Origin of the sequence: Jiangella aurantiaca, from assembly GCF_004349105.1 — a bacterium.
GTDB classification, from domain to species: domain Bacteria; phylum Actinomycetota; class Actinomycetes; order Jiangellales; family Jiangellaceae; genus Jiangella; species Jiangella aurantiaca.
This window is the reverse complement of the sequence record NZ_SMLB01000067.1, coordinates 1-12,627: the sequence shown is the minus strand read 5'-3', so window position 1 is coordinate 12,627 and position 12,627 is coordinate 1. Positions and strand designations below refer to the sequence as shown.

The following is a 12,627-nucleotide window of genomic DNA, read 5'->3' as shown; positions in this document are numbered from 1 at the left end:
ACCATGGATCGGCTGTTGACCGTCGATGAGGCCGCCGAGATTCTCGGCACCACATCGCGGTTTCCTCGGCGGCTCATCGCCGAACGGCGCATCCGCTTCGTCAAGGTCGGCGGCCACCACGTCCGCATCCCCTTGTCCGCACTCGCCGCGTTCATCGCTGCTGGCACCGTTGAACCGACCGAAGTCCGTTGGCACGCCGGCCGGGCGGTGAGCTGATGGCCGGCCGGCGCCCGTTCGGCAAGGTGCGCAAGCTGCCGTCCGGCCGTTTCCAGGCCTCGTTCATCGGCCCCAACGGCCGCCGGCAGAACGCGCCCGACACGTTCGGCACCAAGACCGACGCTGATCGCTGGTTGGCGCGGGTCAGGGCCGACATCAGCCGCGGTACCTGGCTCGACGATCAGCTGGGACGGCGGACGTTCCAGGAGTACGCCGAGGCCTACCTCACCGACAACCCAGACGTGGGGCAGCGCTGGGCCGAGACGTGCCGGCGGAACATGCGCCTCCACATGGTCACGTTGTTGGATGTCCCGTTGGTCGCGATCACACCGCCGGTCGTGCGGTCGTGGTACTCCAACGCCATCAGAGGCACCGGCGGTAAGACTTCCATCGCGCAGTCCTACCGGTTCCTCCGGGCGGTCATGAACGCTGCTGTCCGGGACGACGCGATTACGCGCAACCCGTGCATGATCCCCGGCGCCAGCTCGGTCAAGTCCCGTGAACGCAAGATCGCCACGCCCCAGCAGGTGGCAGAGCTGATCACGACCATCAGCCCGGAGCGCTACCGCGCCGCCGTCGTGCTGGCCGCCTGGTGCGCGTTACGCCGGGGCGAGGTCTGTGCGATGCGGCGCGAGGACGTGAACCTGACCAAAGGCACGGTGTGGGTGCGCGAGAACCACGTCGAGCTGCTGGAGTCGCCGGTGCGGTACAACAAGGAGCCCAAGACACCGGCTGGCAAGCGTGAGATCGCGGTGCCGCCGCACGTGCTGACCTTCCTGGTCCAGCATGCCGACCGGTGGGCCGGCTCTGAGTGGTTCTTCGTCGGCCGAGACGGCAAGCAGATGCGGGGCAACGCCGTCTACCAGGCGTTCGTCCGGGCTCGGACCAAGGTCGGCGTCGACATCGCGTTCCATGACCTGCGGCACACCGGGCAGAGCCTCGCGGCGGCCGCCGGCGCCACGCTCGCGGACCTCAAGAAGCGGCTCGGACACTCGTCGACGGCGGCGGCCAACCGGTACCTTCACGCTCTGGACGGCCGTGACGCCGAGGTCGCCAAGGCGTTGAGCGAGCTGGCGCATCGGGCGAACAGCACCCAGATCATGCCGACGAGGACCAGGGAGGGGTGACGGACATGGGGCACGCGTGGGGCATGATCACCGTGATCATGGCCGTCTACCTGCGGTTTTGCTTGCGCCTGAAAAGCGGAAGGTCGGCGGATCGAACCCGCCCCTGTCCACCCACTGACCAGTGCGAATATCCGGCGCTGGTTGACCGTGAGAGACCGCGACTACCCCTGATTCGCCGGTCCGTATCGCACGTATATTGCACGCCGCATGCGGTCAGGCTCTGTGCACCCGCTGCGCCCCCGTGCCGAGTTGCCGCAACGGGGTTCCGGTTCCGGCACGGGGACTTGGCGGCCGTGCAGCAGGGGCGTTGTTGTGCATGGCCGCCCGCGCATCGGCATATCAGACAGGGCGGACACATGGCAGGGTCGACGGCGCGTGGTCCGCCAGGCTGCCTGGTCGACCTCATCCCCCAGTCGCCCCCGGCCGGTGTTGTGAGCACCGGGCCGGGGACTTGATCCCAACCTGAACACGCAGGGAGAGACCCATGGTGAAGGTACCGGAACCCGACAAGCGAGAGATCATCACCCGTGCGCCGTTCGTCGACGAGTCGGTCGGTGAGATGGTGGCGCATCTGTTGCGCGGCAACGCTGAGATCGATGTGACGATCACGCCGGAAGACAGCGACGGCCAGCGCGCCGGGTTCTTCATGAACGTCAAGGAGGCCCGCCAGCTCGCCCGGGCGTTGTTGGAGATCGCAGACGTGGCGCAGGCGGCGATGTGGACCCCACGTCTGCTGGACGAGGTGCGCAACCGCTGGCTGCCGGGCGCGACCGATGCCGAGATCAGCGCGCGGTTGAACGACCTGTGCGAGCAGCGCGGCGGCGGTATCGAGCTGCTGTCGCCTGGCCTCCTGTACGGCCAGGACGGTGAAGCTCTGGCGGCGGCCGCGCATCGGGAGAAGGTCGACCGCGCCGAGGCCGCGATGGACGCCGCCCGGCTGTCGCTGACGGACATGGAGTCCGTGATCAGCGATCTGCGCACGATCTACCGCGAGCGGGAGGCCCACTCGTGACCGCCGCCGACGACCGCAACGCGGACTGCCAAGTGAAGTGGTGTGACGAAACCGGCAGCCATGCCGTCCACCGCAAGTACCTTGCGTCGGTGAACGGCGGGATCCGTGGTTCCGGCCTGGTCGGCGTGAACGTCGCGCAACGGGTCCAGCCGCACTCGTCGGTGTGTGTCGAGCTGACCATCACCACGCCGTGGGCCTCGACCGCCGGGTACCTGTTCGCGGCCCCGTACGTGCCCGACATCGCTGCAGCGCTCGTCGATGCCGCCAGCCGGGCACGCGATCTTGACGGTGCACGACGAAGGAAGGACGATCAGCACCCGCCGACCGCATAGGTGTCGAAGATCTCCGTTCGCTTCTTCAAGACGCGGGGCCGATGGCCTCGATGGGCTTCGCCATCGCAGCAAGAGCGGGACTACCGGCGTCCGAAGCACTTGCATTTGCCAGGTTCGCCGACGAGCACTTCCGGCCGCCAAGCCCGTGATATTGGCGGTCGCAGTCGAGACTGGCCCCTACCCCTGGCTCAATGGCAGCCCCTAGATTCGGAACGGCTGTCCCGCCAGATGATCTCATGAGAGGCCATACGCCCGATCCCTGCGGACGGGCGGAGGCCTGCATCTGGCGGGACCGCCGTCTGACCCGGGTCGCGCACCCGGGACCTTCTGGGCCAAGTGGGCAAGCCCTTGTGATCATCGAACGCATGTTCGAGACTTGGGCTGTGGCACGTGGACGTAGACCCGACCCTGACAAGATCCTGGCGGCCAAGCTCGACGCCTCAGCTCGACGTGCAGCATTCGATGGGGCGACTCCGGACGACGCCGCGTCGGAGTTGCGCGCGCTCGCTGATGGCCGCGTGGACATCCTCACTCAGGTGGCCGGACACATGGCGGGCCTCTGGTCGGCGAGGGCTCGTTACGACGGTGGCATCGCTCTTATCGCGGCAGGGTTCCTGGTCCGCGCAGTGGGCACCGAAGAGATGGACCTTGAGCTTGCCGATTGGGTCGAGGAGGGCCGCTTCGCTGCCCGTCGGACGGAGCGCGACGCTGCCGCGTTGGCTGAGCTCTACGGTCGTCAGCGACGCAACGTCACTCGGTGATCAGCGAGTTCACGCGACCGGGCCGCAGAGGCTCGCGTCGCCACCGCCCACGGACGTGTCTGAGGCTCAAGGCGTCGGGGCCAACGTTGACCCCGCTATCGACCCACCTCAGCGATCATTGACAAATCGGATGACCCGGGTTCGACTCCCGGCGGCTCCACAACCTGCGATGCGGCTGGTCAGAGAGACTCTGGCGGGCGCGGACGCGGTGCTGCGCGCGCCGACCAGGCTCCGCTTGGGACGCAGCGGGCGGCCCCGGACATCTCTCTACGTCAACGTCCCGTGTAGAGAGGGAAACCGTGGCAGCGACCACTCGAGCCCCCGACCCCGTCGACTACCATCTGGCCTCACGCCGGCAACGCTTCGAGGCCCTGTTCACCGCCCACTCGTCGACGGTGCTCGCGTACGCGCTGCGCCGGGTCGACGTCGCCGATGACGCGGCCGACGTCATCGCCGACACCTTCATGGTCGCCTGGCGGCGCATCGACGAGGTGCCCGCCGGCGACGACGCCCGGCTCTGGCTGTACGGCGTCGCCCGGCGCGTGCTGGCCAACCACACCCGGGGTGACCGGCGCCGATCAGTGCTGGCGGGCCGGCTGCGTGACCACCTCACCACGCAGGCGCGGGGCGACCGGCCCGACGGCGGACCCGAGGTCGAGATGGTCCGGGCCGCCCTGGCGCGCCTCGACGACGATGACCGTGAGCTGATCGAGCTGACCAGCTGGGAGGGCCTGACCCCTACCGAGGCGGCCGCCGTGCTGATGGTGCTGCCGTCGACCCTGCGCAGCCGGCTGCAGCGCGCCCGCCAACGGCTGCGCACCGAGCTCGAAGCGCTCGGCTGGACCGGACCCCGTACCGACGACGACCAGGAGGAATCGTGACCGACCCCATGACTGCGCTGGTTCGCAGGGCCGCGCGTCACAGCGACGACGAGATCGCCACCCTCACCGGCAGCGCCGCTGAGGCCGACCTGCTGGCCCGGATCCTCGCCGAGCCCGCCCCCGTGCACGCCCCAGCGGTATCGGCCGGAACCACTCACGGCCGGCGACCGCGCCGCAATGCCCGACGCCTGGTCCGGCTCGTCGGAGTGGCTGCCGCGGCAGCCGTCGGCGTGACCGTGCTGGTGTCCGTGCAGGGCGATCGCGACCGCGTCGTCTGGGCCACCGAGGCGCTTGAGATGGCCGACCAGACCCCGCGGCTGCTGATCGACGCCAACGGGTGGCGGGTCGAGGACGCCGACCAGATCGAGCCCGGCGAGGGGACCATGATGCTCACCGACGGCGAGCACCACCTGCACCTGAGGTGGGACGCATCGGCGGACTTCGACGCCATGGTCGCCAACCGCGAGGAGAACGCCGCCAGCTCCGACCAGGCCGTCGTGGCCGGCCACGAGGCCGTGACCCTGACCTGGCCGGACGACGAGCGCAACACCATCTGGCAGCAGAACGACTTCGTGGTCGAGATGCTCACGTGGCGTTCACCGATGAGCGACGACGAGTACGCGGACGTGCTCGCGGCGATCACCCAGGTCGACGCCGGGACCTGGCTGTCCGCACTGCCCGGCGACGTGATCCGGGCCGAGGACGCGGTGGCGGTCGCCGAGGAGATGCTCGGTGGCGCCGCGCTGCCGGACGGCCTGGCGTTCACCGAGCCGGCCGGCGCCATCAGCCGGCACCAGCTGTCCTACACCGTCGAGAACGAGGCTCGGTGCGCCTGGATCGAGGAGTGGATCCGCGCCACCGACGCCGGCGAAGAGGTCGCCGCGGCGACGGCGACGACAGCGATCGCGGGCATCCCGGACTGGCCTGTCCAGAGCGAGATCCACGGCCACGACCAGGCCGCTTTCTGGACCGACCTCAACCGCATCGTCGACGACGGCATCCTGCCGGGCGGTCGTGACCTCGTCGTCTCCGGCGACACCGAGGTCGAAGGTTGGCGGGCGCTGTTCAGCTGCCACCAGCCGGCGCTGCTCGGCTGAGTGACGCCTAACGGCCAAGACCGCGACGGCGTGGGCAGTCGACCCGCAGGTGCGCCAGCGCATCAGGGACGACCTGGCCGAGCACGCGAGCACGTCGATCTGGTCCACCAACCCGCTGGAGCGGGTGAACAAGGAGATCAAGCGCCGCACCGACGTCGTCGGCGTGTTCCCCAACCCCGCCGCGCTGCTCCGCCTGGCCGGATCAGTCCTGGTCGAGACCCACGACGAATGGCAGGTCAGCGACCGCCGCTACCGATCCGAAGGCTCCATGGCCCAGCTCAACCCGACGACCCGCCAGCCCCAGGAGGTGGCCACACCCGCACTGCTCACGGCATGATCTAAAACAACTCGCTGACCCGACCACGGTGAAGATCAGTTACACCACCAGGTGGGACGTCACCAGCCGATGCCGCAACCTCGGCCAGCGCCAGGTCACCGGGCAGGTGATCCGTCCACTCAGGCGTTGCCTTGGAGCTTGGGACGCTGAGCGACCACGGCCGCTGCTGTGGACTGGCCGGTGATCCAGTTCTGTAGGGCGGGGGTCGACCCATTCGACGACGTCGAGCATGTCGGACAGGTGCTGCGCCAGCGGCATCCGGTAGATCGGCTCGTGGTGCGCTATCCGGTTCCGCAGATGGTGTAGCCGGGTGAGCCGGTCGTGCACCGGTCGTCGTCGCGGCTGACCGGGAAAGGCGGTGCGCAGAGTCGGCACCCACAGAGCCCGGTCGTACTGCGACGCCACGAGGTACCGCCAGAAGCCGAACCCGAGCTCGGCGACGATGCGACCAGCGTCGTTCCGCTTGCCCGCCCGGTTGAGGCGCTGACGCGCGGAGTCGACGTCGTCACGGTGGCGTGGGGACAGAACCCGGCCGGGGTCGTCATACCAGCGGCCGTGCCCGTAGTTCGCCTTGGCCCAGTCGGTGAGCTGGCGGTGCATGGCGTTGCGAACCAGCACTTCGAGGTTGGCGATGTCGAGCCAGATGGCCGCCGACGCGGCAGTGTTCCACTCGTAGAGATCAACTGCTCGGCGCAGGTCGCCGCCGTGGCGACGGTAGGGCGACAGGCGCTCTGCGGACAGTGCCCGTTCGATCCTGCCGAGGGGTTTGTTCACCGAGCCTGCCTTCCCGTATAGTGGTCATCGAAGACCCCGGTCGCCGCTGTCGAAAGACATGCCGCCGGGGTTACTGCTTTCCCCGGGGCTTTGAGCGGCATCGTGCCGTCAGTTCGCTAGCCGTGTGTCGCGAAGGACGTCGGCGAGTTCGGCCCTCGCCGTGCGGCGATGTGGTCAATGCTGTCGAGTAGGTCATGCGTCCGTAGGTACTTGGCTACGGCATCAGCAGCGTTGTTGCTGACCACCGCGACACGCCGCCCGCTCTCGCGCACAGCTTCGATGACATCAACTGCGCCCGGCGTTGGCGTCGCGGTGGTGACGGCCTCCAGCTCGGCAGCGACGAGGGCCTCATAGATCGCATGCACGACCACAGGCCCGCCCTCACGGCTGTGCCGGTAGATAGAAAGCGGGTCGCCGACGCGCTCTGGCTTCTCGTCCACGCGGACACCGAGCCGTCGAAGTTCCCTCCGTAGCCGCCCGGCGACCTCTGGCGCTGGCAGTCCGGCGAAGACGCTGCACACCGGCCCGTCGAAGTCGAGCATGACAAGGCTCGTGCTTGCGATGAGGTCGGAGAGCTGGACTCTCGGCACGGTCGTCACGATGCGTACTCGCGGCTGATCGCCCAGATGCTGTCGAACCATCGTCGGGCCTGTTCAACGTAAAGCGAACCCATCGACTGGTCGTCGTCAGTCACAGCGTGATGGAACAGCACGGTGTCCTTGCCGCCAAGGTCGTAGATCATGGCGGGTTCGTCGGCAAGTTCCACCTGCCGCTCGTAGACCGGATAGAAGCCGAAGAATGCCTGTGCGTCGTTGATGATGTAGAGCTTGAACGGCGGCGGCGTACCACCGATGCGAACCTGCACGGTAGCCTTCTTGACGAGTCCGATCTCGGCTAGCTCGTTCACGGAGTGCCGCAGGGAGCCGCTGGGGGGCCGCTTCCTCCGGCTGCGCCACCACAGCGGCAGGGCGCCGGGCTCGTCCCGCGACGCGGGTGGCACGGCGATCCTTGGCCGGTTGAACAGCACGACGCTCGCCGCGATCACCAGCATCGCCACGAAGCCGGCGCCGAGCCGGACGGTGAGCCGGCCGGCCACCCGGCTCGCGGCCCCAGGCAGAGCGTCCTCGAGCAGACTCGCCACGAGTCCGAGTTCCAACAGCGCCAGTGCGGCAACGCACGCTGGTAGCGAGCGGATGTCCGCTGTTCCCAGCGCCTTGCCGAACCGCACCAACGCCGGCCCGGCTTCGTCGTCGTCCGGCGGTCGGCCTTCTCGCGCCACGTCGTGAACGTCAGTACGAGCCCGATCCCGACCATGGGGGTGAGGCCGATGACGGCCACCAGCGAGCCCACGTCAATGCCGCTGTCGTTCATCGCGTCTCACCCCCGCCATCGGCGAGAAGGAAGTCGAGTAAGGCGCGGGCAAGTTCCTCCGGTGCCTCCTCGGCCACGTGGTGACGGACCGGCAGCGCGGTCGGCGTCGTCGGCGACCCCGACCTCGTACCAGCCGTCCGGGTCGGCGTTGATCAACCGTTCTGGACGCTCCGGCTGGGCGAGAGATAACCAGTGGTACCAGGCCTGTGCGACCCGTGCGTTGCAGCGGGCGAGTGCCTCGCCGATGGGCACGCAGTCGAGCACAGCCAGCGCCGTCACCGCCTCCGGGTGGTGGAATGCAAGCCGGTAGGCGACGTAGCTGCCCCGGTCGTGGCCCACGACGGCGAAGCGGTCATGTCGGAGCGCCCGCATGAGCTCGACGCCGTCGGCCGCCATGGCCCGCTTCGAGTGCGGCGCATGGTCCGGCGCCGGTGCCGGACCGGTCGACCCGCCGTGACCGCGAAGGTCCGGGCAGACGACGGTGTGCCGCTCGGCCAGCAGCGGCGCGACTCGGTGCCACGTGGTGTGCGTGCCCAGTGCGCCGCGATGAACGCGTCGATCCGCTCGTCCGCAGGCTCGTCGGCCTCGAGGCCGTACAGCCGAGAGTCGAGCTCGTTGTGAATTCGGCCCTTCGGGATCCTCGAGCTGCATCCCGCCCAGGCATCAAATCCCTTCCGATTTGCGAGGTTTCCAGTGCCTTGCCGTAAGGTATCGCCGATCCTATGGAGGTGGGCGATGCGAGTAGGCCGACGGTGGTCTGCGGCAGTGTTGACGATAGGCGTGTTCGCCGGAACGGCGATGGCGACGGCAGCCGCTGAGATGCCGGCCGGGCCGGTGCGGGCATGGGGCGGTCATGTTCCGGGAGAGTCGACTCCACCGGACGACCTGGGGCCGGTGACGGCCATCGCTGCCGGCCTCGGCCACACGCTCGCGGTCACAGCGGACGGCCACGTACGTGGCTGGGGCAGCAACACCGTGCAGCAACTCGACGTTCCGGCCGGCCTCGACGACGTTGTGGATGTGGAAGCCGGGCTGGACAACAGCTTCGCAGTCGACGCCGATGGCGCCCTCTACGGATGGGGGCGCAACACGCTCGGCAAGACCGAGATTCCCGATGGCCTGGAGCCGGTCCGCGTCGTCGCGGCGGGGGAGTATCACACCGTCGCGCTCGACGTCGACGGCCAGGTACACGCGTGGGGCGACAACACCTGGGGCCAGGGCGACGTGCCGGCTGACGTCTACGACGTCGTCGCCGTCGACGCCGGCCGAATCCACAGCCTGGCCCTGAGTAGTGACGGCACGGTCCACGCCTGGGGAGACAACGAACTGGGCCAGACCGATGTCCCGGCCGGCCTCGACGACGTCGTCGCCATCGCAGCGGGCATGCACTTCAGCGTGGCCCTCGACAGCAACGGCGACGTCCACGCGTGGGGCGAGAACGAGGACGGCCAGACCGATGTCCCGGCCGGCCTCGACGACGTCGTCGCCATCGCCGCCGGCTCCGCATTCGCCCTCGCCCTGGAGAGCGACGGCGAGGTCCACGCCTGGGGGCGGCCGGCCCAGGGCCAGACGACGGTGCCGGAGGACCTGGGTCCGGCCAGCGCCATCGCGGCGGGATGGGCCCACGGGGTCGCCATCGAGCTGCCGGCACCGGAGGTCGAGACCGTCAGTCCTGAGGAGGGCTCCGTCTCGGGCGGCACCACGGTCACGATCACCGGAAGCGGGTTCACCGACGAGACCGAGGTCCTGTTCGGCACCGAGCCGGGCACCGACGTCGACGCGACCGACGGAGGCACGCGATTGACCGTCACGACCCCGGCCGGTTCGGCCGGCACCATCGCCGTCACCGTCACGACCCCGGCCGGCAGCGTGGTCCTCGACGAGGGCTTCACCTACGTCGCGGCCTCGCAGTCCCCGTCCCCGTCGCCCACACCGACTGCGACGTCGACGCCCACACCCACCCCGACAGACACGGCGACTCCCTCGCCCACGACGACGCCCACGGAGCCTCCGGCCACGGACCCGTCCGAGTCCCCTGCGCCGTCGCCGTCCGATACAGGTGCACTGGACGACCCACTGCCGGACACCGGATCGGCACCGGCGGCCGCCTTGGCGGTAGCGGTGGCATTGACCGCGATGGGCGGGGTGCTCTTCTGGCGCAGTCGCCGCATCACGGCCGGATCGTAGGTCTTCGGCTGCCCATGGGGGAGGCGGCACGTGCCGCCTCCCCCACGGCTATGGCGCTTCTTGACTTCGAGCGCGCTCCAAGCCGTAGCGTCGCGCCATGCGCTATCGGCCCCTTGGCGGCACCGGCATCCACGTCAGCCCCTACTGCCTCGGCACCATGATGTTCGGCGCGGTCGGCAACCCCGACCACGAGGACAGTGCCCGCATCGTCCACGCCGCGCTCGACCGCGGGATCAACTTCGTCGACACTGCGGACATGTACTCCGCGGGCGAGTCGGAGGTGATCGTCGGCAAGGCGCTGCAGGGCCGCCGCGACGACGTCGTGCTGGCCACGAAGGTCCACTTCCCCATGGGCGACGGGCCCAACCGCGGCGGCAACTCGCGGCGCTGGATCATGACGGCGGTCGAGGACAGCCTGCGCCGGCTGCAGACCGACTGGATCGACCTCTACCAGGTCCACCGGCCCGACCACACCACGGACATCGAGGAGACGCTGTCCGCGCTGACCGACCTCGTCCACCAGGGCAAGATCCGCGCGTTCGGATGCTCGACGTTCCCCGCAGAGGAGATCGTCGAGTCGCATCACGCGGCCGAGCGGGGCGGACTGCTGCGGTTCCGGACCGAGCAGCCGCCGTACTCGCTGCTGGCCCGCGGCATCGAGAGGTCGGTGCTGCCGACCTGCCAGCGCTATGGCATGGGCGTGCTGACTTGGAGCCCGCTCGCGTCGGGCTTCCTGTCCGGTGCCCAGCGCAAGGGCCGGCCCGTCGACCTCACGTCCGGACGCGCCAAGCTGACTCCCGGCCGGTTCGACCCGGCGCTGCCGGTCAACGCGGCCAAGCTCGAGCTCGTCGAGCGGCTGGTCGAGGTCGCCGACGGGGTCGGCTGCAGCCTGCCGCAGCTCGCCATCGCGTTCACGCTGGCGCACCCCGCCGTCACGTCGACGATCATCGGGCCGCGCACCATGGAGCAGCTGGAGTCGTTGCTCGATGGCGCCGAGGTCACCCCGGACGACGCGACGCTGGACCGCATCGACGCCATCGTGCCGCCGGGGACCAACGCGTACCACCCCGACGGTGCCTGGACTCCGGTCTCCCTGTCCGACCCTTCCCGCCGGCGCCGTCCGCTCGCGGAACGCAGCGCCGCCTGAGCGGCGGCCACCAGGCGTTCTCCCGCATCACTAGGCGCATGCATGCCTCGCAGAGCGTGAACGCGCCTGCTTAACGTGATCAACCCCGTGCGGGATAGGGGATCGCGCATTCTGTGCGAATGGCCGATCAGAAAGAAGATGTGCGAGAAAAGAAAATGACCGTCGAAAGTCGCGGACACGGGCGGCCGGTCTACCCGCCGCCCGTGTCGACGCCTGGCGGCTACTGCGAGGCGACAGTACAGCCACACCCCACCCGGGGCTGACCTCATCGCGCTCGCGACGCCGACCTCGTGTGATCCTGCAACAGGTCACACGACTTCTAGTTACGCGTTCCCGCGCAGCCCCCGCCGCAGGCCTGGCCCGCCGCCTACGGGCCCAGCCTTGACTTCCCCGTGTACCGCCCCCGCTCGGCAAGGTCGAGCGTATGGTGGGACGATTCTCACCCCTTAGAGCTCGCCGACCTCGACGCGCTCCACTGCGGACCCTTGCCCGTTGAGCAGCGCACGCACCTCGGACTCGCGGTACCGCCGGTGGCCACCGAGCGTCCGGATCGACGTGAGCTTGCCGGCCTTGGCCCACCGGGTCACCGTCTTCGGGTCAACCCTGAACATGGCCGCCACCTCGGCAGGAGTGAGGAGGGGCTCGGCGTCTTGTGTCCTGGTCGCCATCGTCACCTCCTTAGATCCCATAGCGGGAGGTTTCCCGCCACACCGGATATTCCACCTTGTCGACCCCCGAGAAGGACACCGACCGTACGGCTCGACCCGAGCCAGCCATTCGGCTGATGTCCACCCAGGGTGTCTCTAGCCTACGTAAGGTTCACGTAAGCCGCGAACCGACCCAAGTCGTGCCGGGTCGGCCTAGCCGGCATCGGAGATCGTCCGCGTGCCGGCACCACCCGCCTCCACTTCTCGCCTCGTTCGTCCGCCCTTGACTGCGAGACACAGCAGTGCCCCACATGCCACGGCGGCGACCGGAACGATCAGCGTCGGCTTCATTGCATCAACATAGCCCTGTATGAACACATCGTGGGCCATTTCGGCGATCTTTTCCGCGACTTCTTCAGAAACTCCCGGTGGAAGTGCCATGTCAATTCCGTCTGGCGCGCCGCTGACCTGCAGTCCTCCCTCCGCCGCCCCGGCGAAGCCGTCGACGAACGGCTGACGAACGTCGGCCGGCAAATCGGATGCGGCGGCAACGGCCCGCGAATGCAGCCGGCTGGCAAGCAATCCCTGCAGGACCGCACCGGCCACCGAACTGCCGACCACCTGACCCAGCTGCCGGTTGGTGTTCAGCACCCCGGACGCCGCGCCGGCCACGCGGCCCGCCACGTCGCGCATCGCCACCGTGTTCATCGGCGCGAAGATGCCGCCCAGCCCCAACCC

14 protein-coding genes and 2 pseudogenes are annotated in these 12,627 nt (G+C 69.0%); 10 read left to right on the top strand and 6 right to left on the bottom strand.

The genetic code is table 11. The annotated features are described in order from the left end of the window. The first annotated feature begins 3 nt into the window (after positions 1-3). The 8 genes and pseudogenes from E1262_RS28030 to E1262_RS27995 all read left to right on the top strand — a co-directional run. Positions 4-216 carry an excisionase family DNA-binding protein gene (locus E1262_RS28030; RefSeq protein ID WP_132107660.1) on the top strand — a complete coding sequence of 71 codons (213 nt, stop codon included), beginning with the start codon at positions 4-6 and terminating at the stop codon, positions 214-216. Beyond that, a complete protein-coding gene (locus E1262_RS28025; protein WP_132107642.1) occupies positions 216-1,343 on the top strand; it encodes a site-specific integrase in 1,128 nt (375 codons plus the stop codon). Before E1262_RS28030 ends, E1262_RS28025 begins: the two co-directional genes overlap by 1 nt. A gap of 559 nt (positions 1,344-1,902) precedes the next feature. Next, complete coding sequence (locus tag E1262_RS28020) at positions 1,903-2,355, top strand: hypothetical protein (RefSeq protein WP_132107641.1); 453 nt, start codon at positions 1,903-1,905, stop codon at positions 2,353-2,355. After that, positions 2,352-2,687: a hypothetical protein gene (locus E1262_RS28015; RefSeq protein ID WP_132107640.1), complete on the top strand. Its 336-nt coding sequence runs from the start codon at positions 2,352-2,354 to the stop codon at positions 2,685-2,687. The genes E1262_RS28020 and E1262_RS28015 overlap by 4 nt, the downstream gene beginning before the upstream one ends. Positions 2,688-3,052: 365 nt before the next feature. Beyond that, a complete protein-coding gene (locus E1262_RS28010) occupies positions 3,053-3,448 on the top strand; it encodes a hypothetical protein (protein WP_132107639.1) in 396 nt (131 codons plus the stop codon). 299 nt (positions 3,449-3,747) lie between these two features. After that, positions 3,748-4,329, top strand: a complete 582-nt coding sequence (locus tag E1262_RS28005) for an RNA polymerase sigma factor (RefSeq protein WP_203454581.1) — start codon at positions 3,748-3,750, stop codon at positions 4,327-4,329. Then, on the top strand, positions 4,326-5,426 hold the full coding sequence (locus tag E1262_RS28000) for a hypothetical protein (protein ID WP_132107638.1): 1,101 nt from the start codon (positions 4,326-4,328) through the stop codon (positions 5,424-5,426). The genes E1262_RS28005 and E1262_RS28000 overlap by 4 nt, the downstream gene beginning before the upstream one ends. Before the next feature lie 91 nt (positions 5,427-5,517). Beyond that, a pseudogene (locus E1262_RS27995) lies at positions 5,518-5,763 on the top strand (transposase); the annotation flags it as partial. Positions 5,764-5,802: 39 nt separating this feature from the next. Here the strand turns inward: E1262_RS27995 and E1262_RS27990 are convergent. The 4 genes from E1262_RS27990 to E1262_RS27975 form a co-directional block, all read right to left on the bottom strand. Next, the gene (locus E1262_RS27990; protein ID WP_132107637.1) at positions 5,803-6,537 is read right to left on the bottom strand and encodes a hypothetical protein; all 735 of its coding nucleotides are present in this window, start codon (positions 6,535-6,537) and stop codon (positions 5,803-5,805) included. A 116-nt stretch (positions 6,538-6,653) separates the two neighbouring features. Continuing rightward, a complete protein-coding gene (locus E1262_RS27985; RefSeq protein WP_132107636.1) occupies positions 6,654-7,136 on the bottom strand; it encodes an HAD family hydrolase in 483 nt (160 codons plus the stop codon). After that, positions 7,133-7,816, bottom strand: coding sequence for a hypothetical protein (locus E1262_RS27980; protein ID WP_132107635.1), 684 nt, complete (start codon positions 7,814-7,816; stop codon positions 7,133-7,135). The genes E1262_RS27985 and E1262_RS27980 overlap by 4 nt, the downstream gene beginning before the upstream one ends. A gap of 98 nt (positions 7,817-7,914) precedes the next feature. Beyond that, a complete protein-coding gene (locus tag E1262_RS27975; protein ID WP_132107634.1) occupies positions 7,915-8,559 on the bottom strand; it encodes an alpha/beta fold hydrolase in 645 nt (214 codons plus the stop codon). 243 nt (positions 8,560-8,802) lie between these two features. On the opposite strand from E1262_RS27975, the gene E1262_RS27970 reads away from it, so the two are divergent. Together E1262_RS27970 and E1262_RS27965 are read left to right on the top strand one after the other, a co-directional pair. Then, the gene (locus tag E1262_RS27970) at positions 8,803-10,095 is read left to right on the top strand and encodes an IPT/TIG domain-containing protein (protein ID WP_162606123.1); all 1,293 of its coding nucleotides are present in this window, start codon (positions 8,803-8,805) and stop codon (positions 10,093-10,095) included. Positions 10,096-10,192: 97 nt separating this feature from the next. Then, entirely contained in the window at positions 10,193-11,242 is a 1,050-nt protein-coding gene (locus E1262_RS27965; protein ID WP_132107632.1) for an aldo/keto reductase, read from the top strand. A gap of 446 nt (positions 11,243-11,688) precedes the next feature. On the opposite strand, the gene E1262_RS27960 is transcribed toward E1262_RS27965, so the two are convergent. Both E1262_RS27960 and E1262_RS27955 read right to left on the bottom strand, forming a co-directional pair. After that, the gene (locus E1262_RS27960; protein WP_026874431.1) at positions 11,689-11,910 is read right to left on the bottom strand and encodes a BldC family transcriptional regulator; all 222 of its coding nucleotides are present in this window, start codon (positions 11,908-11,910) and stop codon (positions 11,689-11,691) included. Between the two features lie 192 nt (positions 11,911-12,102). Continuing rightward, positions 12,103-12,627, bottom strand: a pseudogene (locus tag E1262_RS27955) (hypothetical protein); the annotation flags it as partial.